Annotated in this window: 24 protein-coding genes; 15 read left to right on the top strand and 9 right to left on the bottom strand. The window is 65.1% G+C overall.

The features are described 5' to 3' along the window. Positions 1–192 precede the first annotated feature (192 nt). Positions 193–1,350, top strand: coding sequence for an efflux RND transporter periplasmic adaptor subunit (locus RFM40_RS00455; protein WP_320224749.1), 1,158 nt, complete (start codon positions 193–195; stop codon positions 1,348–1,350). After that, on the top strand, positions 1,347–4,478 hold the full coding sequence (locus RFM40_RS00450; RefSeq protein ID WP_320276959.1) for an efflux RND transporter permease subunit: 3,132 nt from the start codon (positions 1,347–1,349) through the stop codon (positions 4,476–4,478). The genes RFM40_RS00455 and RFM40_RS00450 overlap by 4 nt, the downstream gene beginning before the upstream one ends. A gap of 3 nt (positions 4,479–4,481) precedes the next feature. Here the strand turns inward: RFM40_RS00450 and RFM40_RS00445 are convergent, their stop codons facing one another. Then, positions 4,482–5,519 (bottom strand): zinc-binding dehydrogenase, encoded by a 1,038-nt coding sequence (locus RFM40_RS00445; protein WP_320224747.1) that lies wholly within the window; start codon positions 5,517–5,519, stop codon positions 4,482–4,484. A gap of 5 nt (positions 5,520–5,524) precedes the next feature. Continuing rightward, positions 5,525–6,766: an acyl-CoA dehydrogenase family protein gene (locus RFM40_RS00440; RefSeq protein ID WP_320224746.1), complete on the bottom strand. Its 1,242-nt coding sequence runs from the start codon at positions 6,764–6,766 to the stop codon at positions 5,525–5,527. A gap of 120 nt (positions 6,767–6,886) precedes the next feature. Here RFM40_RS00440 and RFM40_RS00435 point away from each other — a divergent pair, with 120 nt between their 5' ends. The 6 genes from RFM40_RS00435 to RFM40_RS00410 all read left to right on the top strand — a co-directional run bounded on the left by RFM40_RS00435 (position 6,887) and on the right by RFM40_RS00410 (position 11,273). After that, positions 6,887–7,702: an SDR family oxidoreductase gene (locus RFM40_RS00435; RefSeq protein WP_320224745.1), complete on the top strand. Its 816-nt coding sequence runs from the start codon at positions 6,887–6,889 to the stop codon at positions 7,700–7,702. Positions 7,703–7,748: 46 nt separating this feature from the next. Next, entirely contained in the window at positions 7,749–8,234 is a 486-nt protein-coding gene (locus RFM40_RS00430) for a MaoC family dehydratase (RefSeq protein WP_277816115.1), read from the top strand. Next, the gene (locus RFM40_RS00425) at positions 8,231–9,265 is read left to right on the top strand and encodes a phosphotransferase (RefSeq protein ID WP_320224744.1); all 1,035 of its coding nucleotides are present in this window, start codon (positions 8,231–8,233) and stop codon (positions 9,263–9,265) included. The genes RFM40_RS00430 and RFM40_RS00425 overlap by 4 nt, the downstream gene beginning before the upstream one ends. Positions 9,266–9,284: 19 nt before the next feature. Further along, a complete protein-coding gene (locus RFM40_RS00420) occupies positions 9,285–10,061 on the top strand; it encodes an SDR family NAD(P)-dependent oxidoreductase (RefSeq protein ID WP_320224743.1) in 777 nt (258 codons plus the stop codon). A 156-nt stretch (positions 10,062–10,217) separates the two neighbouring features. After that, entirely contained in the window at positions 10,218–10,862 is a 645-nt protein-coding gene (locus RFM40_RS00415) for a TetR/AcrR family transcriptional regulator (protein ID WP_320224742.1), read from the top strand. Positions 10,863–11,036: 174 nt separating this feature from the next. Beyond that, positions 11,037–11,273 (top strand): DUF680 domain-containing protein, encoded by a 237-nt coding sequence (locus tag RFM40_RS00410; protein ID WP_320224741.1) that lies wholly within the window; start codon positions 11,037–11,039, stop codon positions 11,271–11,273. An 89-nt stretch (positions 11,274–11,362) separates the two neighbouring features. On the opposite strand, the gene RFM40_RS00405 is transcribed toward RFM40_RS00410, so the two are convergent. From RFM40_RS00405 to RFM40_RS00385, 5 genes are all read right to left on the bottom strand, one after another. Continuing rightward, the gene (locus tag RFM40_RS00405) at positions 11,363–11,587 is read right to left on the bottom strand and encodes a hypothetical protein (protein WP_320224740.1); all 225 of its coding nucleotides are present in this window, start codon (positions 11,585–11,587) and stop codon (positions 11,363–11,365) included. Positions 11,588–11,676: 89 nt separating this feature from the next. After that, on the bottom strand, positions 11,677–12,261 hold the full coding sequence (locus tag RFM40_RS00400; RefSeq protein ID WP_320224739.1) for a sarcosine oxidase subunit gamma: 585 nt from the start codon (positions 12,259–12,261) through the stop codon (positions 11,677–11,679). Then, positions 12,254–15,247: a sarcosine oxidase subunit alpha gene (locus tag RFM40_RS00395; protein WP_320224738.1), complete on the bottom strand. Its 2,994-nt coding sequence runs from the start codon at positions 15,245–15,247 to the stop codon at positions 12,254–12,256. Before RFM40_RS00395 ends, RFM40_RS00400 begins: the two co-directional genes overlap by 8 nt. Continuing rightward, positions 15,244–15,540 (bottom strand): sarcosine oxidase subunit delta, encoded by a 297-nt coding sequence (locus tag RFM40_RS00390; RefSeq protein WP_320224737.1) that lies wholly within the window; start codon positions 15,538–15,540, stop codon positions 15,244–15,246. Before RFM40_RS00390 ends, RFM40_RS00395 begins: the two co-directional genes overlap by 4 nt. Before the next feature lie 85 nt (positions 15,541–15,625). Next, positions 15,626–16,879: a sarcosine oxidase subunit beta gene (locus tag RFM40_RS00385; protein WP_320224736.1), complete on the bottom strand. Its 1,254-nt coding sequence runs from the start codon at positions 16,877–16,879 to the stop codon at positions 15,626–15,628. A 204-nt stretch (positions 16,880–17,083) separates the two neighbouring features. Here RFM40_RS00385 and RFM40_RS00380 point away from each other — a divergent pair, with 204 nt between their 5' ends. The 7 genes from RFM40_RS00380 (at position 17,084) to RFM40_RS00350 (ending at position 22,612) form a co-directional block, all read left to right on the top strand. Next, complete coding sequence (locus tag RFM40_RS00380; RefSeq protein ID WP_320224735.1) at positions 17,084–17,452, top strand: DUF2568 domain-containing protein; 369 nt, start codon at positions 17,084–17,086, stop codon at positions 17,450–17,452. Between the two features lie 102 nt (positions 17,453–17,554). Then, on the top strand, positions 17,555–18,313 hold the full coding sequence (locus RFM40_RS00375; RefSeq protein WP_320224734.1) for an SDR family oxidoreductase: 759 nt from the start codon (positions 17,555–17,557) through the stop codon (positions 18,311–18,313). A 110-nt stretch (positions 18,314–18,423) separates the two neighbouring features. Further along, entirely contained in the window at positions 18,424–18,810 is a 387-nt protein-coding gene (locus RFM40_RS00370) for an SET domain-containing protein (RefSeq protein ID WP_320224733.1), read from the top strand. Between the two features lie 181 nt (positions 18,811–18,991). Continuing rightward, positions 18,992–19,258 (top strand): 30S ribosomal protein S21, encoded by a 267-nt coding sequence (gene rpsU, locus RFM40_RS00365; RefSeq protein WP_027165252.1) that lies wholly within the window; start codon positions 18,992–18,994, stop codon positions 19,256–19,258. Positions 19,259–19,390: 132 nt separating this feature from the next. Continuing rightward, positions 19,391–20,242, top strand: a complete 852-nt coding sequence (locus RFM40_RS00360) for a tetratricopeptide repeat protein (RefSeq protein WP_320224732.1) — start codon at positions 19,391–19,393, stop codon at positions 20,240–20,242. A gap of 202 nt (positions 20,243–20,444) precedes the next feature. Further along, positions 20,445–20,921, top strand: a complete 477-nt coding sequence (locus RFM40_RS00355; RefSeq protein WP_320219529.1) for a DUF992 domain-containing protein — start codon at positions 20,445–20,447, stop codon at positions 20,919–20,921. 239 nt (positions 20,922–21,160) lie between these two features. After that, positions 21,161–22,612: an MFS transporter gene (locus RFM40_RS00350; protein ID WP_320224731.1), complete on the top strand. Its 1,452-nt coding sequence runs from the start codon at positions 21,161–21,163 to the stop codon at positions 22,610–22,612. Here the strand turns inward: RFM40_RS00350 and coaBC are convergent. Both coaBC and ubiB read right to left on the bottom strand, forming a co-directional pair. Beyond that, the gene (coaBC, locus tag RFM40_RS00345) at positions 22,609–24,081 is read right to left on the bottom strand and encodes a bifunctional phosphopantothenoylcysteine decarboxylase/phosphopantothenate--cysteine ligase CoaBC (protein ID WP_320224730.1); all 1,473 of its coding nucleotides are present in this window, start codon (positions 24,079–24,081) and stop codon (positions 22,609–22,611) included. The two genes, RFM40_RS00350 and coaBC, sit on opposite strands and share 4 nt — an antisense overlap. Before the next feature lie 74 nt (positions 24,082–24,155). Then, positions 24,156–25,730 (bottom strand): 2-polyprenylphenol 6-hydroxylase, encoded by a 1,575-nt coding sequence (ubiB, locus tag RFM40_RS00340; protein WP_320224729.1) that lies wholly within the window; start codon positions 25,728–25,730, stop codon positions 24,156–24,158. Between the last annotated feature and the right edge of the window lie 4 nt (positions 25,731–25,734).

Below are 25,734 nucleotides of genomic sequence, written 5' to 3'. Positions count from 1 at the left end.
ATAAGCCGAACCGGAAGTCGGCACGCGATCCGGCTTCACGTTACCGAGATTTAATGTGCACGATCGCGTGATAATTGCCATAAACCACTGATATCGGGGTGTGGCGTGGCCGGTTTTCGCCCCCAGCCCCGTATCGTCGCTATGCCTGGCTTCACTTGGAACCGGCGGACGATTCCTGCCGCTGGAGTGTCGATGCCGAGCTGGAAGCAGATTGTACTTGCCGTTGTGATCGTGGCCGCCGCCGCGGTCGCCTGGGCGCGGTTCTATTCCGGCGCCCCGGAGGTATTGGCGCGCTGGGGAATGGACTGGGCCATTGCGGCGACGCCTCCCGCGACGGAAAGAGCCGCAAATGGCTCCGTGCAGGCTGGGCGCAGCCGCGCCGGCCAGATCGTGACCATCGTTGCCACGCCCACCGGCACCGCCACCATCAACGACAGGCTGCAGGCGATCGGCACCGGCCGCGCCAACGCGACCGTGACGGTCAATCCGTATTCCGCCGGCCGCCTTACCGAATTGCTGGTCCGGTCCGGCACCCATGTCGAGAAGGGCGACGTCATCGCCATGCTCGATTCCGAAACCGAAGTGATCGCGCGCGACCGTGCCAAGGTCGGGCTAGACGACGCGCAAGCCAAGCTCGACCGGGTCAAGTCGCTGCGGGCCTCCAACGCCGCGACGCCGGTAGCCGTCGCCGATGCCGAGGTGGCGCTCGCCAATGCCAAGCTGGCATTGCGCGATGCCGAGCTTGCGCTGGAGCGCCGCTCGATCGTGGCGCCGATCGAAGGCACGGTCGGCATCCTGCCCATCGCCGCCGGCAACTACGTCACCAGCCAGTCGGCGATCGCCACGCTCGATGATCGCTCGAGCATCCTGGTCGACTTCTGGGTTCCTGAACGCTTCGCCGCCGCGGTCAAGGTCGGCGCGCAACTGTCGGCCACGCCGCTTGCCAATCCCAATCAGGTCTATAGCGGCACGGTTTCGGCTATAGACAACCATATCGACGAAAACAGCCGCACGCTGCTCGTCAAGGCGACCATCGCCAACCCGGCCGATTCGCTTCGCGCCGGCATGTCGTTCCAGATCGGTATGAAATTCCCCGGCGACACCTATCCGGCCGTCAGCCCTCTGGCCATCCAGTGGGGCACCGACGGCGCCTATGTCTGGGCTGTGGAGAACGGCAAGGCCAAGCGTGTGCCGGTGCGCATCATCCAGCGCAACACCGAGACCGTGCTGATCGACGCTCCCGTCGAAAGCGGCGACATGGTGGTGACCGAAGGCACCCAGAGCGCCAGCGAAGGCGGCGACGTCCGCATCGCCGGCGAGGACCGCGCCACCGGGGCCGAAGGCTCATGAGCGCCGCCGGCGATCCGGCCGCAGGGTCGGGCCTGACGGCGCTCTTCATCCGCAGGCCGGTCACGGCCTTCGTGCTGAACACGCTGATCGCGGTCGCAGGGCTGGCCGCCTTCTGGGGCGTCGAGGTGCGCGAGCTGCCGGATGTCGACCGCCCCGTCATCACCGTCAACACCACCTTCGAGGGCGCCGCCGCCGAAACCGTCGACCGCGAGCTGACCGACGCTATCGAGGGCGCCGTCGCGCGCGTCTCCGGCGTCAAGTCGATCTCGTCGACTTCGTCCTTCGGTCAGAGCCGCGTCACCATCGAGTTCAACGACGGCGTCGACCTCAATGTCGCCGCATCCGACGTGCGCGACGTCGTCAGCCGTATCACCAACCAGTTGCCGGAGACCGCCGACGCCCCGCGCATCGTCAAGGCCGACGCCAATTCCGACGCGGTGATGCGGCTTGCCGTCACCTCCGACACCATGTCGGTGCAGGACATGACGGTGCTGGTGCAGGATCGTATCGAGGATGAGCTCGCCGCCGTGCCCGGCGTCGCCGACGTCCAGGTCTATGGCGACCGCGACAAGATCTTCCGCATCGATGTCGACCAGAACAAGCTGGCGAGCCATGGCTTCACCGTGGCGGATCTGCGCAAAGCGCTCGCTTCGGTCGCTTTCGATTCGCCGGCCGGCTCGATCACGACGACCAACCAGGACCTCATCGTGCGCACGACGGCCGACGTCACCACGCCGGAGGAATTCGAAAATATCGTCATCGGCGGCGCAACCCGCATCCGCGACGTCGCTACCGTGACGCTCGGCCCCGACATCGGCCAGACCTCGCTGCGCTCCGACGGCAAGACCGGCATCGGCCTCGGCATCATCCGCCAGGCGGAATCGAATACGCTGGATATCTCCACCGGCGTCAGGGCGGCCGTCGAGAAGCTGCAGCAGAACCTGCCGCAAGGCATGTCGATCAAAGTCACCAGTGACGACGCGGTCTTCGTCAACGGCGCCGTGCACGAAGTCGAGATCGCACTGGTGCTCTCCGTCTCGATCGTGCTCATCGTCATCTATGCCTTCCTGCTCGACTGGCGCGCGACGCTGATCCCCGGCCTGTCGATGCCTGTCGCCATGATCGGCACCATCGCCGCGATCTATCTCGCCGGCTTTTCCGTCAACATCCTGACGCTGCTGGCGCTGGTGCTGGCGACAGGCCTGGTCGTCGACGACGCCATCGTCGTGCTCGAAAACATCGTGCGGCGCCGCAATGAGGGCATGGGTCCCCGCGCCGCGGCCGTGCTCGGCACCCAGGAAGTGTTCTTCGCCGTCGTCGCCACGACCCTGACGCTGGTCGCGGTCTTCGTGCCGATCTCCTTCCTGCCGGGACAGACCGGCGGCCTGTTCCGCGAATTCGGCTTCGTGCTGGCGATGTCGGTGCTGCTCTCCTGCGTGGTGGCGCTGACGCTTTGCCCGATGCTTGCCTCGCGCATGCTCTCCAGCGCCTCCCTCCATCACGACGGCGGCAGTGGCATCGGCGCCCGTATCGGCGGCGCATTGCATCGCCTTTACAAGCGGTGCCTTCATGCCTGCCTCGGCGCGCCCTGGATCGTGGTGCTCGTCGCGCTCATCTTCGCCGGCACCGCCTTCACGCTGTTCGGCACGATCCGCCAGGAGCTGACGCCGACCGAGGACCGTGCCGTCGTCTTGTTGCGTATCAACGCCCCGCAAGGCGTCAGCCTCGACTACACGACCGAGCAGATGCGCAAGATCGAGCGGCTGATCCAGCCGCTGCGCGATTCCGGCGAGATCCGCAGCACCTTCGAGAATGCAGGCAATAACGGCTCCTATAACAGCGGCTTCATGGTGATGACGCTGGCGCCATGGGACGAGCGCAGCCGCAGCCAGCAGGAGATCATGGCCGACATCAGCCGCCTGACCAAGCAGGTGCCGAGCGTGCGCGTTTTCCCCGTGCAGCCCAACAGCCTCGGCATCCGCGGCGCCGGCAACGGCCTGCAATTCGCGCTGGTCGGCAACGACCGCAAGGCGTTGAAAGAGGCGGCGGTGAAGATTGTCGACGAGATGCGCCAGGATCCGCGCTTCCAGACGCCGCGGCTTTCCGTCGATCCGACGCAGCCGCAGCTTGCCGTCGCCATCGACCGCGAGCGCGCTTCCGACCTCGGCATCGACATCACCGGGCTCGCCGACACGCTTCAGGCGATGCTCGACGGCAACGATGTGGTCGACGTCTACATAGCCGACCGCAGCTATGGCGTGAAGCTGGTCTCGACCACCAACCCGATCAACGATCCGACCGATCTCGAAAACATCTTCCTGAAAACGTCGGATGGCCGCTTCGTGCCGATGTCGACCATCGCCACGCTGACCGAACGCGCCGTGCCGCCGTCTTTGACGCGCGAACAGCAGCAGCCGTCGGTCGCGATCACCGCCAATCTCGGCAACGGCTTCGCGCTCGGTGAAGCGCTGACCCGCGCCGAGGAGATCGCGACGCCGCTGCTGCCGCCGGGCGCGCGTATCCTGCCGCTCGCCGAAGCGGCGACGCTCGGCGAAAGCAACAGCGCCATGATCGCCGTCTTCAGCTTCGCGCTGGTCATCATCCTTCTGGTGCTGGCGGCACAGTTCGAAAGCTTCGTCAGCGCCGTCATCATCATGGCGACGGTGCCGCTGGGCTTGGCCTGCGCCATCTTTGCGCTGCTGCTCTCCGGCACCAGTCTCAACGCCTACAGCCAGATCGGTCTGGTGCTTTTGGTCGGCGTCATGGCCAAGAACGGCATCCTGATCGTCGAGTTCGCCAACCAGCTCCGCGACCGCGGGTTTGGCGTGCGCCAGGCGATCGAGGAGGCCGCCACCATTCGCCTTCGTCCGGTGATGATGACCATGATCTGCACCGTGCTCGGCGGCGTGCCGCTGGTGCTGGCATCGGGCGCCGGCGCCGAGGCGCGCATCGCTCTCGGCTGGGTGATCGTCGGCGGCCTCGGGCTGGCCACCGTCTCGACGCTGTTCCTGACCCCTGTCGCCTACCTTCTGCTCGGCCGCTTCGTCACGCCCAAGGCGCATGAGGAGGCACGGCTGAAGCGCGAGCTCGAGGAAGCCGCCTACGCCAATCTCGAGCCGGCGGAGTAGCGCTTACGGCTTGATAAACACCTTGCCGTTCGGCTTGGCCAACTCGGCCGGCAGCCGCGCCATCGCCTCGTCCAGCGGCACCACCGCCGTCACGTCGGTCGACCAGCGCCCGTCGGAAAAGCGCTTTTGCGCTTCCAGCACCGCCGGCCCCATCCGGTCGCGATAAGCACGCATCCATTCGGCCAGCCAAAAACCTTCGATGCGCTTGTGCTGGAAGATCAGCTGGCCGGGCTCGCGGATCACCGTCGGCTCGGCGTCGAGCCGGCCGTAGACGATCCAGCGCGAGCGCTTCGGCATGTTATTGAAGATGGCCGAGGCCAACGGGCCGGTCACTGCATCGAGGAAGATCCGCGGCTGCTCGGCCTTGATCGCCTCGCGCAGCTTGGCCTCGAAATCCGCCGCCTTCTCGTTGAGCACATGGGCGGCCCCGAGCTCCTTCAGCAGAGGGATCTGTTCGTCGCGGCGCACGGTGACGATCGGGCGGAAACCGTCCTCCTTCGCCAGGCCGATGATCAGCTTGCAGAGCTGGCTGGCGCCGGCGGTCATGATGAAGGCCTTGTCGCTCTCCTGCTTGACGATGTCGAACATGGCGAGCGCGGTCAGCGGATTGACGATCATCGCCGCGGCGTCCTCGTCGCGCACCGTGTCGAGCAGCGGAATGCAGGACGCGGCCTCCGCCACCGCATAGTCGGCCCACGAACCCCAGTTCGACACACCGGTGGCAAAGGCGACGCGTTTTCCTTCGAGGCTCCTTGCATACGGGTCGTCGCCGGTAGCGACAACGATGCCGACGCCCTCGAAGCCTGCGGGCTGGCCCTTCACACGCGGCTGGCCGTATTGTCCCTTGATAAAAGCGATGTCGGAAGGGTTGATCGAGGCAAGGCTGACCTTGATCAGCGCCTGCGTCGGACCGGGTGCCGGCACGGCGATGCTGCCCGGCCGAAGATAAGGCTCCATCGCCTCCAAAGCGCCGGCCGAAGGCGTTTTGGTGTAGCCGTCGCCGACAAGCAGCAAGGCCTTCATTTCCGACGGAAGCGCCATGACGATCACACCCTTTCCTGCGTGTATTTCCTAAGCTCGCTGCGGGCCACCTGCCGCCGGTGCACGGCGTCCGGCCCGTCGGCAAGCCGCAGCGTTCTCAAATGCGTCCACGAGCGGGCGAGCGGCGTGTCCTGGCTGATGCCTTGCGCGCCGAACATCTGCACCGCCTCGTCGGTGACCTTGAGCGCGACGCGGGGTGCCACGACCTTGATCTGGCTGATCCAGGGCGCGGCGGCGCGCGCATCGCCCTGGTCGATCATCCACGCCGCCTTGAGGCAGAGCAGCCTGGCCATCTCGATCTCCATGCGGCACTCGGCAATGATGTCGAAATTGGCGCCGAGCTTGGCCAGCGACTGGCCGAAGGCCTCGCGCCGCACCGAGCGCTGGCACAGCATCTCCAGTGCCATCTCGGCCTGCCCGATGGCGCGCATGCAGTGATGGATGCGGCCGGCCCCCAGCCTCCCTTGCGCGATCTCGAACCCCCTGCCCTCGCCGAGGATCAGGTTTGCCGCCGGTACCCGCACGTCCTCGAACCTCAGATGCATATGACCGTGCGGCGCGTCGTCGTCGCCATAGACCTGCATCGGCCGTAACTTGGTGATGCCCTTGCTGTGCGCCGGCACCAGGATCATCGAATGCCGGCGATGCTGCGGCTCGTCGTCAGACCCGGTCCTGACCATGACGATATAGATTGCGCAGCGCGGATCGCCGGCGCCCGACGCCCACCATTTCTCGCCGTTGAGCACATAATCCTCGCCGCTCCGCTCGCAGCGCATCGAGATGTTTGTGGCATCCGATGAGGCGACGTCCGGTTCGGTCATCAGATAGGCCGAGCGGATTTTTCCTTCGAGCAGCGGCTCGAGCCATTCCTGCTTATGCTCCTCCGAGCCGTAGCGCTCCAGCACTTCCATGTTGCCGGTGTCGGGCGCCGAGCAGTTGAAGGTCTCGGCGCCGAGATGCGCCTTGCCCATCTCCTCCGCCAGATAGGCGTATTCGACCGTCGACAGGCCGTAGCCGCGCTTGGAATCGGTCAGCCAGAAATTCCACAGGCCGCGCTTGCGCGCCGTCTGCTTCAGCCCTTCCAGGATCTCGGTCTGCCTCGCCGTGTAGGCCCAGCGGTCGCCGTTCTTGCCGACCTCGGCCAGAAACTCCTCGCCGAGCGGCGCGATCTCGTCGCGCACCATCGCGGCCACGCGCTGATGGATCGGCTTCAGCCGCTCGGTCATGCCGAGATTCATGTCCGCCATCGGTTCAGGCCCTTTCGCAGATGCATCTTTACCCGTGGCAAGGATGACCGTACTTCGGCTAGCCTTGTCAACGCGAGTCCTTCGGTTCCGGCCGGGACGAGGCACGTGGGAGGAATTTGGATGAGCTATCTCGACAAGCTGTTCTCGGTCGCCGGCAAGACCGCGCTGGTGACCGGTGCCGCAACCGGCATCGGCCGCATGGCCGCGACCGCGCTGGTGCGGGCCGGCGCCACCGTGATGATCGCCTCGCGCAAGGGCGAGGACTGCGTCCGGGTCGCCAGCGAGCTCAATGCGCAGGGCGGCGCCGGCCGGGCCGAAGGCTTTGCCGGCGACGTGTCCAGTGAAACAGGTATCGCAGCTCTGGTCGCCGAGGTGAAAGTGCGGACGGACCGGCTGCATGTCCTGGTCAACAATGCCGGCATTTCCTGGGGGGCGCCGCTGGAGGAATTCCCCTACCACGCCTGGGCGAAGGTCTTCGGCGTCAACGTCACCGCCGTCTTCCACCTGACGCGGGAACTTTTGCCGCTGCTCGATGCCGCCGCAAGCGACGAGGATCCTGCCCGCGTGATCAATCTGGGCTCGGTGATGGGCACCCAGCCGCTGGCCGACGATGCCTATTCCTACACGGCCTCGAAAGCCGCCGTGCATCACCTTACGCGCACGTTGGCGATCGAGTTCGCGGGGCGCCGCATCACCGTCAACGCCTTTGCGCCCGGCCCCTTCCAGAGCCGGATGACGGCGTTTGCCACCGCCACCGAGGAGCAGGCGAAACATGTCGGTAACCACGTTCCACTGGGCCGTATCGGCGGACCGGATGACATTGCCGGCGCAACGCTCTATTTGTGCAGCCGTGCCGGAAGCTATGTCACCGGCGCCATCCTGCCGATCGACGGCGGCCAGTCGGTGCAGCACGGGATGACATTGTTCAAGGAATAAGGCGTCCGGTTCAAGCAATCGCGGTCCGGGCGGGGGTGCGGAGGACATCAGCGTGGAACCGATTAGTCTCGATACGCTTCTGGCCAGCGTCGGCAAGGAAGTCGGCGTGTCGCCCTGGCGCACGGTCACGCAGCGCATGATCGACCAGTTCGCCGACGCCACCGACGACCACCAGTTCATCCATTGCGATCCCGAGCGTGCCGCGCGCGAAACGCCGTTCGGCGGCACCATCGCGCATGGTTTTCTGTCGCTGTCGCTTTTGTCGGCGATGACTTTCGAGACCATGCCGCCGATCGAAAACACCAAGATGGGCGTCAATCATGGCTTCGACACGCTGCGTTTCCTGGCGCCGGTCAAGACGGGCTCGCGCATCCGCACCCATTTTGTGCTGGCCGATGTCAAGGTGCGGCCGTCCGGCTGGGTGCAGACGGCGCATGACGTGACTATCGAGATCGAAGGATCGAAAAAGCCGGCGCTGACCGCGCGCTGGCTGACCCTGACGCTGATCGAGCGCCAGCCAGAGACCGCATGAACGACGATGCCAACGCGCTAGATCGGGCAGCGCTTGCGCCATATCTCGAAGCGAATATCCCGGGTTTTGCCGGCCTTTCCGCGATCGAGAAATTCAAATCCGGGCAATCGAACCCGACCTATCTGCTGACCGCCGCCGGCGGCCGCTACGTGCTGCGCGCCAAGCCGCCGGGACAATTGCTGAAATCCGCGCACCAGGTCGATCGCGAATTCCGGGTCATGCAGGCGCTTGGCGCGACCGCCGTGCCGGTGCCGCGCATGCTGCATCTTTCGGGCGAGGATTCCCCGATCGGCCGCATGTTCTACGTCATGGAGTTCCTCGACGGCCGCATCTTCTGGGATCCGTCATTGCCGGACGCGTCCGGCAATGACGAACGCGCCGCGATCTACGACGCCATGAATGCGACGCTTACCGCATTGCACGACGTCGATGTCGAGGCCGTGGGCTTAAGCGATTTCGGCAAGCCCGGCAGCTATTTCGAGCGCCAGTTCGCCCGCTGGACCAGCCAGTATCGCGCCTCCGAAACGGAAGAGATCGCTGCCATGGATCGGCTGATTGCGTGGCTGGAGACGCACATGCCGGCCGATGACGGCCGGGTCTCGCTGGTGCATGGCGACTACCGGCTGGACAACATGATTTTCGCCAAGGACGAGCCGCGAGTGATCGCCGTGCTCGACTGGGAGCTATCGACGCTCGGCCATCCCTTTGCCGACCTTGCCTATCAGTGCATGCAGTGGCGGCTGCCGCATGCTTCCGGCTTTCGCGGCCTCGGCGGCGTCGATCGTGCCGGGCTCGGCCTGCCTTCCGAAGAAGCCTATGTCGCCACCTATTGCCGCAGGCGCCGGATCGAGGGTATCGGCAACTGGACCTTCTTCCTCGCCTTCTCCTTCTTCCGGCTGGCGGCGATCTGCCAGGGTGTCTACCGCCGCGCGCTGGACGGCAACGCCTCCAATCCGGAAAAGGCCAGGACCTATGGCGAGGCGGTGAAGCTGCTCGCCGCGCTTGCGGTGGACCTGATCGACAGGACTTGAATACGGGGAGAGTTGAGCAATGGGCCGTTTCGATGGAGCCACGGTGCTGATAACCGGTGCGACCGGCGGGCTCGGCAGCGGCGCGGCCAAGGCCTTCGCCACTGAGGGCGCGCGGCTGGTCCTTTCCGATCTCGACGAAGCGGCGCTCGGCGATTTCGCGGCGACGCTAGGCGCCGAGACCGCGCTTCTTGCCGGCAACATTGCCGACGAAAAGCTCTCGGAGGATCTGGTGAAGCTGGCGGTGCAAAAATTCGGCCGGCTGGACATTGCCGTCAACAATGCCGGGATCGTGCACGCCTTCGTGCGATTGCCGCAGGTGACATCGCAGGAAGCGCGCCGGGTGCTCGAGGTCGATCTGCTCGGCGTCTTCTACGCCATGAAGCACCAGATCCCGCAGATGGAGCGCCAGTTCAGGGAAAGCGGCAAGGGCGGCGCCATCGTCAACGTCGCCTCGGTCGCCGGTCTCTCCGGCGCGCCGAAGCTGTCCGTCTACGCTGCCGCCAAGCATGGCGTGATGGGACTGACACGGTCGGCGGCGGTCGAATATGCCAGCAAAGGGATACGCATCAACGCCGTTTGTCCCGCCCATACCAGGACGGCGATGGTCGACGGCTTCGTGCGCTCCACCGGAGCGCCGGAAGCAGACGCGCTCGCGGAGCTCACCCGCGGCGTGCCGATGAAGCGGGTCGGCGAGGTCGACGAGATCGTGACCGGCATCCTTTATCTCGCAGACCCTGGCAACTCCTTCATGACCGGCCACGCGCTGGCGCTCGACGGCGGCATCGGCGCGATCTAGCGCAGTTCCGGGACAAGTGCGCAACGGCTTTCCGTCAGGGAATTGCGTCAGAACAAGGAGTTAAGGCAGACGTTAGGGAACCAGGCAGCTCCCTTGTCCGTTTCCGTACAGCGTATATAATTTCGTCAGGCAACCAACCATAAAGGCAGGCGGATATTGCCGCTGAGCGTTCAGAAACGCCGCGAGAAACAAAAGGCCGAGCTTCGTTCCGAATTGGTCGACGCGGCCCACAAGCTCGTCCAGGAAGAGGGCTACGAAGGGCTCACCATCCGCAAGCTGGCCAAGCGGGTCGGCTACGCGCCGATGTCGGTCTATTCCTATTTCGCCGACAAGCAGGACATCCTGTTCGCGCTGGCCGAGGACGCCTTCGAGACGCTTGCCCGGCGCATCGAGGAGCATCCCGCCGATGACCCGATCGAGGCGCTGCGGGCGGTGATGACCGAATATGCCGCCTTCGGGCTCGGCAACCCCAATGAATATCGCACCGTGTTCATGACCGAGAAGACCAAGCTGCCGGAAGGCCGCAGCTACGAGGAGATGGAAGAGGGCAATCCGGCGATGAAGGTGCTGATCAAAAGGGTCGAGGCCTGCGTCGCTGCCGGCAAGCTCAAGGGCGACCCGCGTGCCATCGCCACCATGCTGTGGACGGTCGGCCACGGCACGATCTCGCTGCTGATCACCTTTCCCTTCTATCCGTTCGGCGACCCCCAGGCCTATGTGAAGCGGATGTGCGACTTCATGCTGGCCTCCCTGTCGGCGCAGGACATCCCTCCCCTCACCGAAACACCCGTCCACTGCTGACCGGCTGTCGCGCCTATTTCAATGGACGCCTATCGCTTGATTCGCGACGGTTAACTCCTACGTTCAAGAAAATTTGTCGTACGCGTACAAATTCCCCCTTGAATTCAGCTTCCGTTAACCGTATATGTACGTCGTATCGTACATGTACGAAAAGAGATTTACTGGAGACGGAAGATGAAAAAGACAATCCTCGCTCTCGCCACCGTGCTGGCCTTATCGGGCGTCGCTTTCGCCGGCGCGAACCAGCCGGCCAAGCACGCTCCCGCGGCCTGCGCTCAGACCCACACCAATGTGACGCTCGACTGCACGGCGACCGGTTCGGTCGAAAAGGCCGACGCCAGCAAGACCCAGAGCACCAAGGGCCCGCGGCTCGGCATCGACGTGAACCCGTGGTTCGTGCCCGGCCTCTGAGCACTGCAAAATCGGAAACGAAAACGGGCGGCATTTGGCCGCCCGTTTTCGTTTATGCCGGCGCTCCCGAGCGCCCGAAGTGAACGGAATTATTTCTTGCGCGGTTTCTGTCGCGACACTGTCTTGGCTTTGGCCGGCTTCGCAGGCGCGCCCGTAATCGAAGTGCTGGTGATCGAAACCGGATCGCTGGCTGGGAATGTGTCCTCGAGGCCTTCCTCAAGTTCCTCATCCTCGATGTCGTGATGCTGCTCCCGCTCCAGTGAACGGACTGCCGCGGTCTTCTTGGGCGACTTCGGCGCTGATTTGGATAGCATCGGCCTTCTCCCTCGCTAGTCGCAAACAACGGGGACGGATCGGCGATGGTTCCTGCGACGCCGCCTCCAGTTAACGACGGTCAGGAAAATCAGTTCGCCGCGTCGCCTGCCGCTTCCGACAGCAAAGTAAAGACATAGTCCGAGAAGGAACGCCAGCACTCCACCCGGAACGCGTCCGCCGCGGTGCGCAACAGCACGATCTCGGACTTGCCGAGGATGGTGCGCGAAGCCGCTCCGACCGGGAATGCTTCGAGCGACAGGTCCTGCGGGCAGCCCGAATTGACTGTCACCGCGGCCGCCGGCCCGGCGACCGAGATCGCGACATTGCGATGCGAGATGCCGACCGCCGAGTGCAGCGCCGACACCTTGGCGCAATCGGCCAGCGGATCCTTGCCGGCCTCGTCGATGATCAGCCACTCGTCCGGCCCGAGCCACAGAGCGGTGCGCTCGCCCTTCGTGGCCGAGGTTTTCGGCTTCGCCGGCAGCGTCACGCCGAGCGCCTTGGAGAGCGCGGCGACAGAAGCCTGCGGCGCGCGCAGCGAGATGCGTTCGGCCGGAGGCAGGATCTCGACCTTGACGCCCGGCGCCGACAGCGCGCGACCGGCAAGCGCCGGACGCCGCTCGACGGAAGCTGAACCAACAGCGGCTTTTGTCTTGGTGGCAGCCTTAGCCATTGAGGCGCTCCCCCTTCTCGTCGACGAACACCATGCCGGTGACCTCTACCTCGATCGTACCGTTCGACATCGGTACGTAGAGCGTCTTACCCATGCGGTCGCGGCCGCCGGCAACCAGCGCCAGCGCGATCGAGCGCCCGCAATTCTGCGACCAGTAGCTGGAGGTGACGTGGCCGATCATCTTCATCGGGATCGCCTGCTTCGGGTCGTCGACGATCTGCGCGCCCTCTTCCAGCACGACCTTCGGGTCCTTGGTCTTCAGGCCGACGAGTTGCTTGCGGCCCTTGGCGACGAGGTCCGCCCGCGCCATGCCGCGGATGCCGACGAAGTCGGTCTTCTTCTTGCCGACCGCCCAGTCGAGCCCAGCATCGTTCGGCGTCACCGTGCCGTCGGTGTCCTGGCCGACGATGATGTAGCCCTTCTCGGCGCGCAGCACGTGCATGGACTCGGTGCCGTAAGCGGTCGCGCCATGCTTCTGGCCTTCGGCCCACAGCGCTTCCCAGACCGCCTCGCCATAATCGGCCGGCACATTGACTTCGAAGCCGCGCTCGCCGGTGAAGGACATGCGGAACAGCCTCGTCGGCACGCCGCAGATCTTGCCCTCGCGCACCGACATATGCGGCATCGCCTCGTCCGACATATCGATGCCTTCGACCAAGGGTTCGATAATCTTCCGCGCGCTCGGGCCTTGCACGGCAATGACCGCCCATTGCTCGGTGATCGAGGTCAGCCAGACATTGAGATGCGGGAACTCGGTCTGGAGGTAATCCTCCATGTGGTGCATGACGCGCGGCGCGCCGCCTGTCGTCGTCGTCACATGGAAGCGGTCCGGCGCCAGCCTGCCGACCACGCCATCGTCATAGATGAAGCCGTCCTCGCGCAGCATGATGCCGTAGCGGCAGCGGCCGGGCTCCAATTTCTCCCACGGGTTGGTGTAGAGCAGCTCCATGAACTTCGCCGCGTCAGGCCCGACCACCTCGATCTTGCCGAGCGTCGAGGCGTCGAACAGGCCGGCCGTTTTGCGCACCGTCACGCATTCGCGGTTGACGGCGGCATGCATGTCCTCGCCGGCCTTGGGGAAATACCAGGCGCGCTTCCACTGGCCGACATCCTCGAACACAGCACCTTGGGTGGCTGCCCAGCCATGGGTCGCCGTCCTGCGGGTCGGATCGAACAGCGCGCCGCGCGCGTGTCCGACGATCGAGCCGAAGGTGACAGGCGTGTAGGGCGCGCGAAAAGTGGTGAGGCCGACCTGCGGGATCGGCTTGCCGAGCGTCTCGGCCGCAATCGCCAGGCCGTGCATGTTCGAGGTCTTGCCCTGGTCGGTCGCCATGCCGTTGGTGGTGAAGCGCTTGACGTGCTCGATCGAGTGCATGCCTTCATGCACCGCCTGACGGATGTCCTTGGCAGTGACGTCGTTCTGGAAATCGACGAACGCCTTGACGGTGGTGTCCGGTCCGGCGCCGGGCGCGGCGCCCAGCATGCCGCGCGACCAGCTTTCGCTGGCGTCGACCTTCGGCTTGGCACCCTTGCCGCCCTTGCCGCCGGCTTCCTTCGCCGCCTTGGCGCCGGCCGCATAGGCCTCGTCGATCGTCGCGGAGAGCCCGTCCGTGCCGTTGCAGGCGCCGACCGACACGCAGTCCTGCGCGTAGGTCCCCGGCACGAAGCGCCGCGTCTCTTCGTTGAAGGCGACCTTGCCGCGCGACTGCGAGAAGAGATGCACCGACGGCGTCCAGCCCGCCGACATCAGGATGGCGTCGACGGGAATCGTGCGCTCGCCGCCGCCGGTCTTCGGCTGCACGGTCATCGACGAGACGCGCAGCTTGCCGCCGGCGCGGACTACGGCGCGGCCGAAATTGATCTCGATGCCGAGGCTTCTCGCCTCGTCGATCACCGGGCCGGACGGGTTGTCGCGCAGGTCGACTATTGCCGCGACATTGACGCCGGCCTTCTTCAGGTCGATCGCGGCCGCGTAAGCCGAGTCGTTCGCCGTGTAGACGCCGACATTCCTGCCGACCGCGACGCCATAGTGGTTGAGGTAGGTGCGCGCGGCCGACGCAAGCATGACGCCCGGACGGTCATTGTTGGCGAACACCATGTGGCGCTCGATGGCGCCGGTCGCCAGCACGACTCGGCTGGCGCGGATCTGCCACAGGCGCTCGCGCGCCAGCTCGCGGCCGGGGCTCTTGAGATGGTCGCTGACCCGCTCGACAAGCCCGACGAAGTTCTGCGCGTAATACCCAAAAGCAGTCGTGCGGGGGAGCACGCGGACATTGTCCATGGTCTTGAGCCTGGCGATCGCGCCTTGAGCCCAGGGATAGCCATTCTCGCCGTCGATTTTGGCGCCGCTCTCGAAGCGCAGGCTGCCGCCGAACTCGGCCTGCTCGTCGGCGATGATGACCCGCACACCGGTCTCGGCCGCGGCGAGAGCAGCGGCGATGCCGGCGGCACCGCCGCCCAGCACCAGCACCTCGCAATGCGCATAGCGCGCGGCATAATGGTCGGGGTCCGGCCGATCGGGAGAAACGCCGAGGCCGGCCGCGGCGCGGATCTTCGGCTCGTAGAGGTTCTTCCAGGCCGACTTCGGCCACATGAAGGTCTTGTAGTAGAAGCCGGCCGAAAATAGCGGCGAGGCAATGTCGTTGACCGCGCCGACGTCGAAGGCAAGCGAGGGCCAGCGGTTCTGCGAATGGGCAGTGAGGCCGTCATAGAGCTCCTGCACGGTCGCCCGCACATTCGGCGTCTTGCGCGCGTCGTCGCGCACGACCTGAACCAGCGCGTTGGGCTCTTCCGCGCCGGCCGACAGGAAGCCGCGCGGGCGGTGGTATTTGAAGGAACGGCCGACCAGATGCACGCCATTGGCAAGCAGCGCCGAGGCGAGCGTATCGCCTTCGATGCCGATATACGACTTGCCGTCGAAGCTGAAGGAGGCGGTCTTGGCCTGCTTCAGGCGCCCGGCGCCGGAGATGCGGAAGGCGGCGTTCATTTCGAGGCTCCAGGCAACTTCGCGGGCTTCGGCTCGCCGGCCTTGTAGGTCATGACGAACTTGTCGGTGACGGTGTCGCGCATGGCGTTGAAGAAGCGCGCGCAGCCATGGATATGCCGCCAGCGCTCATAAATGACGCCTTTCGGGTTCGAGCGGATGAAGAAGAATTTCTCGAAATCGTCGTCGCTCTCGGCGGCAATGTTGGTCGGGCGCGCGATATGCGCCTCGCCGGCATTGCGGAACTCGAGTTCCGGGCGCTCTTCCTCGCAATAGGGACAGCGGATGAGAAGCATCTGGGTTGATCCTACAATTCGCCATGGCCGACGCGCGCGCCGGCGGGTTGATCGCAAAGCCTCTGGCAGGCCATCTCGGCCATCATCAATGCGCCACCGCGGCTGCGGCCGCTTCGTCGATGAGACGGCCGGTGCGGAAGCGCTCGAGGGTGAAGGGCGCGTTGATCGGGTGCGGGTCGTCCCTGGCGATGGTGTGGGCAAAGACGTTGCCCGAGCCGGGTGTCGCCTTGAAGCCGCCCGTGCCCCAGCCGCAATTGACGTAGAGGCCCTTGACCGGTGTCTTGGCCAGGATCGGCGAGCGGTCTGGCGTGACGTCGACGATGCCGCCCCAGGAGCGCAGCATCTTCATGCGGGTGAAGATCGGGAACATCTCGCAGATGGCGTCGAGCGTGTGCTGCAATATGTGCAGGCCGCCGGTCTGCGAGTAGGAGATATACTGGTCGGTGCCGGCGCCGATGACCAGTTCGCCCTTGTCGGACTGCGAGATATAGGCATGCACGGTGTTCGACATCACCACGCAGGGCACCACCGGCTTGACCGGCTCCGACACCAGCGCCTGCAGCGGATAGCTCTCCAGCGGCATGCGCACGCCGGCCATGTCCATGATGACGGAGGAATGGCCGGCCGCGACCACGCCGACCTTCTTGGCGCCGATGAAGCCGCGCGACGTCTCGACGCCGGCGACCGCGCCATTGGCCGCGCGCTTGATGCCGGTGACCTCGCAGTTCTGGATGATATGCACGCCGCGCGCCGAGGCGCCGCGCGCATAACCCCAGGCGACCGCATCGTGGCGCGCCGTGCCGCCCCGGCGCTGAAGTGCTGCGCCCATCACTGGATAGCGCGCCTCCCTGGCGATGTTGAGCGGCGGACAGAATTCCTTCGCCTGTTCCGGCGTCAGCCATTCATTGTCGATGCCGTTCAAGCGATTGGCGTGGACGTGGCGCTTCAGCACCTGGACGTCGTGGACGTTGTGGGCGAGCATCATGACGCCGCGCGCCGAATACATGACGTTGTAGTTGAGCTCCTGGCTGAGCCCGTCCCACAGCTTCAGCGCATGATCGTAGATACCGGCGCTCTCGTCATAGAGATAGTTGGAGCGGATGATGGTGGTGTTGCGGCCGGTGTTGCCGCCGCCGAGCCAGCCCTTTTCCAGCACCGCGACATTGGTGATGCCGTGCTCGCTCGCTAGGTAATAGGCCGTCGCCAGGCCGTGGCCGCCGGCGCCGACGATGATGACGTCGTATTCCTTCTTCGGCTCGGGCGAGGTCCACTGTTCTTCCCAGCCCTTGTGGCCGCGCATCGCCTCGCGGGCAATGGCGAATACCGAGTATTTCTTCACGTTATAGCCTCGCGCCAAAAATCGCGGATGTCGTCCGGGCCTCTCCCGTCACGCGAGGTGTATCACTAGCGAAACCGCGCTGCCATCCTTGCGCTGTTTGCGACGGCGCTTGCCGTTTTGCGCCGCAGTCAAAATGATACATCCGATCTGGCTTCCGTGGCTGTCTTCGGCGACACTCTTGTCGCGTGACGCAAGAGGATGATGATGGGTAACGCCTGGTGGAATCTGACCCTGCGCTTTCTGCTCGAGCTTTCTGCGTTGCTTGGCCTAGGCATGGCCGGCTGGAGCTTTCCGGCCGAGTTCTGGCGCTGGATTCTCGCCCTGGCCTTGCCACTCGTCGCGGCCGTATTGTGGGGCACCTTCGCCGTGCTCAATGATCCGAGCCGATCGGGCCGGGCCCCGGTGCCGGTGCCAGGCGCCGTCAGGCTGGTGCTCGAACTTATCATACTGTTCGGCGGTGCCATTGGATTCTGTCTGGCCGGTCATGCGGTCGCGGGCATTGTCATGGCTCTGCTGATTGCCCTCAGCTACGCCTTCTCACTGGACCGACTGGGTTGGCTGTTGCGGCAGTAGGGCAACAGCGGTCTTTGCGGGTTTCGGGTGGCCGCTACCATGACGATTTGCGACCAAGCATCCAACCGCCGGCAAGCCCGGCACAGAGGAAGGATGACGAAAATGTTCGCACTCACAGGCAAGGTCGCCATCGTCACTGGCGCCAGCTCCGGCATCGGCCGTGCCACCGCGAAACTGTTCGCCGAGCACGGCGCCTGCCTTGCCGTCGCAGCACGCCGCCAAGCTGAACTCGACGCGCTCGTCGCCGAGATCGAAGAGGCTGGCGGCAGCGCGGCCGCGCTTGCCGGGGACGTCCGGGACGAAGCCTATGCGAAGGCTCTGGTCGAGCTTGCCGTCGAAAAGTTCGGCGGCCTCGACATCGCCTTCAACAATGCCGGCGCCGTCGGCGCGATGGGACCGGTGCCGGACATGGCGCCGGCGACTTGGCACGAGACCATCGACACGAACCTGACCAGTGCCTACCTCGCCACCAGGCACCAGATCCCGGCGATGCTGGAGCGCGGCGGCGGTTCGCTGATCTTCACCTCGAGCTTCGTCGGCTATACCGCCGGCATGCCGGGCATGGCGGCTTATGCCGCGGCCAAGGCCGGCCTGATCGGACTGACGCAGGTGCTGGCCGCTGAATACGGTCCGAGAGGTCTGCGCGTCAACGCGCTGCTGCCGGGCGGCACGGACACGCCCGGCGCAACGACAACCACCCCGGAGGCTCGCGCCTTCGTCGAAGGCATCCACGCGCTGAAACGCATGGCCAGGCCCGAAGAGATCGCCCGTTCGGCGCTCTACCTCGCCTCGGACGCCTCGAGCTTCACCACCGGCACGGCGCTGTTTGCCGATGGCGGCGTGTCGATCAACCGGACGTGATCCGGTTGGCCGTGGGCAGATGTGCTCAACCGCTGAAATATTGCGATCCGGCCTTGCATTCCGGCCCGATTTGACGATTCCGTTTTCCTCGTGGAGGACGGACCGGAACCATGCTGCTGATCAGAACCTACGTCGCCCAGAGCGCCATCGAAGGCGTTGGTGTTTTCGCGGCCGAGCCGATCAGGAAGGGCGCCTCGATCTGGCGGCTCGATCCCGATTTCGATCGGCTGATCCCGATGGAGAAATACGAGACGGCGCCGCCGCATCTCAAGGAACTGCTCGACCGCTACGCCTATCCGAGTCCCGACAAGCCCGGTTTCATGGTCTATGAGGTCGATAACGGCCGTTTCATGAATCATTCGGAACGACCGAACACGGATTTCTCGCAATATGGCGGCGCGACCGCCATTCGTGATATCGCGGCCGGTGAGGAAATCACTTGCGATTACGGCGAGTTCTTCGAGGATTTCGCCCGCCTGCATCTGGCGACGGCTTAGGGCTCAGACCGGCAAGGCGCGGCGCGCTCCGGCTTCTGATCGCGGTTTCCTGTAATCAACGGTGGACAGCACGGCCTGATTCTGCTATCAGCCGCCACAATTCGCGGTGCAACCCGCCGCGGAGGCACAATGGCTATGGTCGTTTGCCTTATTGATTTCAAACTCGAAGACAGGATTGCACGTGCAGGTACTCGTCCGCGACAACAACGTTGACCAGGCGCTTCGCGCGCTGAAGAAGAAGATGCAGCGCGAAGGTATTTTCCGCGAAATGAAGATGCGCGGTCACTACGAGAAGCCGTCCGAGAAGCGTGCCCGTGAAAAGGCTGAAGCCGTGCGCCGCGCTCGCAAGCTGGCCCGCAAGCGCGCTCAGCGCGAAGGCCTGCTGCCGATGACCCCGCGCCCGGCTCCGGCTGGTGCTGCCGGCGCATCGCGCTCGCCGCGCTCATAACGCCAATTTTTCGTCCTTTTCGAAGGATACCGAGGGTGGCGCGATGCGGAATCGCCGCCACCTTTTTGTTTATGCATTCGAGCCGGTTCGGAGAGGGAACGGACTGACGGCGCCGCGGCAGTGAGGACAAAGATGAACGCAATTACCGTGGAGCGCAGAACCGCTTTTCGCGGCTTCGCCCTGACGGCGGCCCTGCTTTCGGGCCTGACGCTTGCAGCATGCCAGACGACCCCGACTGGCGAATTCAGCTCAATCGACAAGGCGCAAGGGTCGACCGAGAACATCTCCTCGCTATCGGCGGTCATCCAGCGTAACCCGCAGGATCCCGAAGGCTACAATGTGCGCGGCTCGGCCTATGGTCGCGGCGGCCAGTACCAGGCGGCGCTGAAGGATTTCGACCAGGCCATCCAGCTCAACCCGAATTTCTACCAGGCCTATTCGAACCGAGCGCTCATCCAACGCTTCCTCGGCAACCAGCAAGCAGCGCTTGCCGACTATAACCGCTCGATCCAGATCAACGCGAATTACGACGCCGCCTATATCGGCCGCGGCAATCTCTACCGCAAGGGTGGCCGCACCCAGGATGCCTTCAACGACTTCCAGAAGGCGATCCAGCTCGACACGACCGACGCCCGTGCCTACCACAATCGCGGCCTCATCTATCAGAGCCAGGGCCAGCACAAGTTTGCCATCGAGGATTTCTCGACCGCGATCTCGCTGGCGCCGGACGCCGCCGAGCCCTACAACGGCCGCGGCCTCTCCTATCTGGCGACCGGCGACGAGGACAACGCCTTCGCCGACTTCAACATGGCCATCAAGCTCGACGGCAAGAACGCCGAGGCCTGGGCCAACCAGGCGCTGATCTACGAGCGGCGTGGCGACAAGGTCAGGGCGGCCAAGTCCTACCGTGAAGCTGTCCACCTCGACCCGAACTACCAGCCGGCCAAGGACGGCCTGTCGCGCACCTCCGGCAGCGCCAGCTGATCGGAGGCTGACGCTGAGTGTGCGGCACGCTCCCGGTCGTCGCCGGCGATCGCAGTGTTGCGGCGCTGAGACGCCGGTTGCGATCCGTTAACCGCCCGGCGAAATGCGTCATCCCTTGCCACGCTCGCGCCAAGTTTTCGGCGGAACGCTCCACGCACCTCGACCGTTAACCGAGGCCAATTTTCGCGAAAGGACCTTTCCAATGATCAAGACACTTGCCTGTGCCGCCGCCGCGCTTGCCGCCACGGTCCTCGCTTCTCCAGTCAATGCCGGCACGCTCCGGCTCGGCACGCTCGATTGCACCATCGACGGTGGTACCGGCTATGTCATCACCTCCAACAAAGGCGTCTCCTGCGTCTTCCGCCCTTCCCATCACGGGCCGGCCGAGATTTATACGGGCATGATCTCCAAGCTGGGCGTCGATGTCGGCAAGACGCATCAGGGCCAGCTCGTCTGGGCGGTTCTCGCCGCAACCCGCAGCCATGACGCGGGCGATCTTGCCGGCAGCTATTACGGGGTCAACGCCGAGGCAAGCGTCGTGACCGGCGGCGGCGCCAATCTCCTGGTCGGCGGCCTGGACGGCGCCTTCATGCTGGAGCCGCTCAGCGTGCAGGCGCAGACCGGCGTCAATCTGGCCGTCACCGTGGCCTCGCTGGACCTCGTCCACTCCTACAAGTGAAGCTTTCGATCAGCCGTTCGATCAGAACGGATGCGACCCGGGACACTCGTTCCGGGCCGCATGTTTTTTGGCGCGCTGATCGCTTGTGCACGAATCCGCGGCTCTGTCCCTGGCCGCGATATCGCAGAAAGAAGCCTCTTGAGCTCAACTGCGCTTGAGGTTCTACAAGCCCTGCCGAACTGGATCTGGCACCTTCTTCGAAAGCGAATGAAGTTGCACATGGCAAGCAGGAGATCGACGTGACGGCAGCAGGCAGCAACAAGGTGGCCCGTAACAAGGTGGATTGGCGGGCGCTGTGGGCAAGCGGCGACCTGGCGCGCTTCTGCTTCATCAGCCTCGGCATCCTGCTGCATGCCACCAACGAGACGATGGTGGCGACGGTGATGCCCGCCATGGTCGGCGAACTGGCGGGCGTGCAACTGGTCGGCTGGTCGCTGGCGATCTATGAGCTCGGCGCCATTGTCGCCGGCGCCGCCGCAGGCCGGCTCGTAAGCTATGTCGCGCTGCGCTCCAACATGATGGTCGCCGCCCTCCTCTACGCGGCTGGGGCGCTGATCTGCGCCACGGCGCCTTCCATGCCTTTGTTCCTCGCCGGGCGCCTGGTCGAGGGCCTCGGCGGCGGCGCACTGGTGTCGCTGGCCTTTGTCTCGGTCGAGCGCCTGTTTGCACGCAACATCTGGCCACAGCTCTTCGGCATCATGTCGGCTATTTGGGGCGTCGCCGCCTTCAGCGGACCGATGCTCGGCGCTGTTATGACCGAGTTCCTGTCGTGGCGCTGGGCCTTCGGCGTCTTCACCTTCGGCGGCGCGGCGATGGCGCTGGCGAGCTTCATCGTGCTCGACACGCCCGAGGCGACGAAGCCGCAGGCGGGCAACGGCACTGCGCCGCCCTTCTCCTATGCCGCACTTGCCTGTCTCGCCATCAGCGTGGTGCTGATCGCCGCCGCCGGCGTCGACATTGCCCTGCTGCGCTCGTCGCTGCTGCTCCTCGTCGGCCTGATCGGCCTGGCGCTGTTCTTCCGTATCGATGCGCTGAGGCCACGCTCGCGCCTCTTTCCGTCGCCTTTGTTTTCATGGCGCTCGCCGCTTGGCAGCGGCATGACAATGGTTGCGGCATTCTCGGTGGCCACCTGCACCTTCACCATTTACGGGCCGCTGCTTCTGACCACGCTTCACGGCATTCCGATATTGACCACCGGCTACATCATCGCCGCCGAATCGATCGCCTGGTCGATCCTGTCGATCCTCATCGCCAATGCGCCGCTGGAACGCGAGCGGGTGATCATCGTCATCGGCGCACTGATGATCGCCTCCGGCCTCGCCGGTTTTGCCTACACCATCCCGTCAGGCTCGATCCCGCTGATCCTGCTCTGCGCCCTGCTGCAGGGCGGCGGCTTCGGCGTCTGCTGGCCGTTCCTCACACGCGTCATCGTCGCTTCGGCCCGCGAGGGCGAGCAGACGATCGCGTCGGCCGCCGTGCCGACCATGCAGCGCATCGGCTATGCGGTTGGCGCAGCCCTTGCCGGCATCGTCGCCAACGCCAGCGGTTTTTCCGAAGGCCTGAGCCTCGAAGCGGCCGCAGGCGTCGCCGGCTGGCTGTTCCTGGCCTTCGTGCCGCTTGGGATCCTGGGCTGCATCGCAGCGCTAAGGATTGCCGTGCCGGCCATGCGGCCCCAGCAAGCGATCGGCTAGACGACGATCGTCCGCAGCCGCTCGGCAATCAAGGCGGCGAGCCGCGCCGCCACCTCGTCCTTGCCCATCTCCGGCCATTCCTCGACGCCGGAGCGGGAGACGATGCGCACCTTGTTGCGGTCGCCACCCATCACGCCGGACGGGCCGATACCGCTCTCATGCGAAACGTCGTTGGCGACGATGAAATCGGCGCCCTTTTTCTTCAGCTTCACCTGGGCGTTGCTGATGAGATCCTGCGTCTCGGCGGCGAAGCCGATGACGAGGCCCGGCCGCTGGCTGTGATGGCCCACTCCCGCGAGGATGTCGGGATTCTCGGCCATCTTGAGCGACGGTGGTCCCTCGCCCGCCACCTTCTTGATCTTCTCGCCGGCTGCGTTCGCCGTCCTCCAGTCGGCGACCGCGGCGACGAAAACCGCCGCGTCCGCCGGCAAAAGGTGCTCGACCACCTCCTTCATCTCGGCCGCGGTCTCGACATGCGTGGTCGTAACCCCGGCCGGATCGGCGATATTGACCGGACCGGATACCAGCCGGACGTCGGCGCCGAGCTTCGCAAGTGCGGCCGCGATCGCATGGCCCTGCTTGCCGGAGGAGCGGTTGGCGATGTAGCGCACCGGGTCGATCGGCTCATGCGTCGGCCCCGAGGTGACGATGATCCTGCGGCCGGCAAGCGGCTTCGACCTCTCGTCGAGCATGGCCTCGATCGCGGCGACGATCTCCAGCGGCTCGGCCATGCGGCCCTCGCCGGCCTCGTTGCTTTCCGCCATCTCGCCCTTGGCGGGGCCGACGAACGCGATGCCGTCCTTCTGCAAGGTCGCCCGGTTGCGGCGCGTCGCCGGATGCGACCACATTTTCGGGTTCATCGCCGGCGCCATCAGCACCTTCTTGTCGGTGGCCAAAAGCACCGTCGAGGCAAGGTCGTTGGCATGGCCGTTGGCGAGCTTGGCCATCAGATCGGCGGTGGCCGGCGCCACGACCATCAGATCTGCCTCGCGCGACAGCCTTATATGGCCGACATCATGCTCGTCATTGCGATCGAAAAGGTCAGTGAACACGTGGTCGGCCGAAAGCGCGCCGATCGACAGCGTGGTGACGAACTCCTGCGCGGCAGCCGTCATCACCGCCCGGACCGAGGCGCCCCGCTCGCGCAGGCGTCGGATCAAGTCGAGTGATTTGTAGGCGGCGATGCCGCCGCCAATGATGAGCAGGATGCGTTTGCCGGAAAGCCTTCCCCGAATTGATGGCTTGCTGGATCCAACTGAGAGGGGCGTCGCGTTCTGGCCAGGGTCTGTCAGCGCGCGCAGCGTCTTCTCGATCTGGTCGATGCGGCCCGCCTGCCCTGCCCTGCCCTCGACCGCCGCGCGGATCATCGCCCGCGCCTGCTCCTCCATCGAGCAACCATTTTCGGCCGCGAGTTGCCGGAGCAAGTCCTTGACCTCGTCGTCAAGGTTGCGGATCGTGATGCTAGCCATCTGATTGCACACACTTCAAAAATGACGCAAGCAATGATAGCAATGCAATCAAACCGCAGCAAGGCGAGCGTCGGTCAGAAAATCCGCCAGGCGATATAGAATAGCGTGAGCGCGATCACCCACAACGCCACGCGGCCCGAGCGGGTATGGCGCGCCTCGGCCTTGCCGATGGCGCGCGCGGTCGCTTCGTCGAAACGCAGGCCATGTTCGGCCATCAGGTCGATCTCGCGCGACAATCGCTCGGTGCGGGCAGCAATGTCCGGCGCCTGTCTTGCCAGCGCCACCAGCGCCTTGCCGGCGTCGCGCGCGTCGGTGAGCATGCCGCGCGGCCCGAGATTGCTGGCGATCCAGTCGCTGACCACCGGCTCCGACGTCTTCCACATGTTGAAGGCCGGATCGAGCGTGCGGGCGACGCCTTCGACCACCACCATTGTCTTCTGCAGCAGCACCAGTTCTGTGCGTGTCGCCATGTCGAAAAGGTCGGTGACTTCGAACAGCAGCGTGAGCAGCTTGGCCATGGAAATCGTGTCGGCCGACTGGCCGTGGATAGGCTCGCCGATGGCGCGGATCGCCTGTGCGAAGGCCGAGACATTATGGTGGCGCGGCACATAGCCGGCCTCGAAATGCACCTCGGCAACGCGCCGGTAGTCGCGCACGATGAAGCCGTAGAGAATCTCGGCGAGGAAGCGGCGCTCCTTCTTGCCGAGCCGACCGGCAATGCCGAGATCGACGGCGACGACGGTGCCGTCGGCCTCGACGAACAGGTTGCCGGGATGCATGTCGGCGTGGAAAAAGCCGTCGCGCAGCGTGTGCCGAAGAAATGACTGGATCAGATTGGCGGCAATTGCCTTGAGATCGTGACCGGCGGCGGCAAGGCCGGCGAGATCGTTCATCTTGATGCCGTCGATCCACTCCATGGTGAGCACATCGCGGCCGGTCCTTTCCCAGTCGACTGTGGGCACGCGGAAGCCCGGATCGTCCTTGGTGTTCTCGCCGAGCTCGGAAAACGCCGCCGCCTCAAGCCGCATGTCCATCTCGATCTTGGTGGTCTGCGCCAGCGTCTCGGTCACCTCGACCGGTCGCAGGCGGCGCGACGAGGGGATGTATTTCTCCTGTAGGCGGGCGGCGAGGAAATAGCTTTCGAGATCGTGGAAGAAGTGGCGACGCACGCCCGGCCGGATCACCTTCACCGCCACGCGCGAAATCATTCCGTCGCGGACGACTTCGGCACTATGCACCTGGGCGATCGAGGCGGCCGCCACCGGCTCGCCGAGGCTGGCATAGAGATCGTCGATCCTGCGCCCGAGCGAAGCCTCGATCGCCGCGATCGCCTCCGCTTTCGGGAAAGTGTGCATCTTGTCCTGCAGCAGGGCGAGGTCGACCGCCATGTCGTTGCCGACGACATCGGGCCGTGTCGCGAGGAACTGGCCGAGCTTGACATAGGACGGCCCCAGCCGCACCACCGCCTGCGCCAGCCGGTCGCCGCGTTGATGCTTCCTGGCGCGACGGCGGGTAAGCACGCGCGCCAGACGCCAGCCAAGCTTCGGCATGCCGGAAAGCTCTTCGCCGGGCAGCGCCGCAACGACGCCCTCGCGGACCAGCACCCAGCCGGCTCGCACGAGCCTGAAACCAGCGCCGACAGTAGTCATCGCT

Source organism: Mesorhizobium captivum (genome assembly GCF_033977165.1).
Taxonomy (GTDB): domain Bacteria; phylum Pseudomonadota; class Alphaproteobacteria; order Rhizobiales; family Rhizobiaceae; genus Mesorhizobium; species Mesorhizobium captivum.
The sequence above is the reverse complement of the archived record's forward strand: the minus strand, read 5'-3'. Positions and strand labels throughout refer to the sequence as shown.

Coding starts and splice junctions, on each gene's coding strand:
- RFM40_RS00380 (WP_320224735.1), top strand. CDS start 17,084: ATGGGTAACGCCTGGTGGAATCTGACCCTGCGCTTTCTGCTCGAGCTT.
- RFM40_RS00360 (WP_320224732.1), top strand. CDS start 19,391: ATGAACGCAATTACCGTGGAGCGCAGAACCGCTTTTCGCGGCTTCGCC.
- RFM40_RS00370 (WP_320224733.1), top strand. CDS start 18,424: ATGCTGCTGATCAGAACCTACGTCGCCCAGAGCGCCATCGAAGGCGTT.
- RFM40_RS00390 (WP_320224737.1), bottom strand. CDS start 15,540: ATGCTTCTCATCCGCTGTCCCTATTGCGAGGAAGAGCGCCCGGAACTC.
- RFM40_RS00455 (WP_320224749.1), top strand. CDS start 193: ATGCCGAGCTGGAAGCAGATTGTACTTGCCGTTGTGATCGTGGCCGCC.
- RFM40_RS00425 (WP_320224744.1), top strand. CDS start 8,231: ATGAACGACGATGCCAACGCGCTAGATCGGGCAGCGCTTGCGCCATAT.
- RFM40_RS00410 (WP_320224741.1), top strand. CDS start 11,037: ATGAAAAAGACAATCCTCGCTCTCGCCACCGTGCTGGCCTTATCGGGC.
- RFM40_RS00445 (WP_320224747.1), bottom strand. CDS start 5,519: ATGGCGCTTCCGTCGGAAATGAAGGCCTTGCTGCTTGTCGGCGACGGC.
- RFM40_RS00395 (WP_320224738.1), bottom strand. CDS start 15,247: ATGAACGCCGCCTTCCGCATCTCCGGCGCCGGGCGCCTGAAGCAGGCC.
- RFM40_RS00420 (WP_320224743.1), top strand. CDS start 9,285: ATGGGCCGTTTCGATGGAGCCACGGTGCTGATAACCGGTGCGACCGGC.
- RFM40_RS00355 (WP_320219529.1), top strand. CDS start 20,445: ATGATCAAGACACTTGCCTGTGCCGCCGCCGCGCTTGCCGCCACGGTC.
- RFM40_RS00375 (WP_320224734.1), top strand. CDS start 17,555: ATGTTCGCACTCACAGGCAAGGTCGCCATCGTCACTGGCGCCAGCTCC.
- RFM40_RS00400 (WP_320224739.1), bottom strand. CDS start 12,261: ATGGCTAAGGCTGCCACCAAGACAAAAGCCGCTGTTGGTTCAGCTTCC.
- RFM40_RS00405 (WP_320224740.1), bottom strand. CDS start 11,587: ATGCTATCCAAATCAGCGCCGAAGTCGCCCAAGAAGACCGCGGCAGTC.
- RFM40_RS00450 (WP_320276959.1), top strand. CDS start 1,347: ATGAGCGCCGCCGGCGATCCGGCCGCAGGGTCGGGCCTGACGGCGCTC.
- ubiB (WP_320224729.1), bottom strand. CDS start 25,730: ATGACTACTGTCGGCGCTGGTTTCAGGCTCGTGCGAGCCGGCTGGGTG.
- RFM40_RS00435 (WP_320224745.1), top strand. CDS start 6,887: ATGAGCTATCTCGACAAGCTGTTCTCGGTCGCCGGCAAGACCGCGCTG.
- RFM40_RS00440 (WP_320224746.1), bottom strand. CDS start 6,766: ATGGCGGACATGAATCTCGGCATGACCGAGCGGCTGAAGCCGATCCAT.
- coaBC (WP_320224730.1), bottom strand. CDS start 24,081: ATGGCTAGCATCACGATCCGCAACCTTGACGACGAGGTCAAGGACTTG.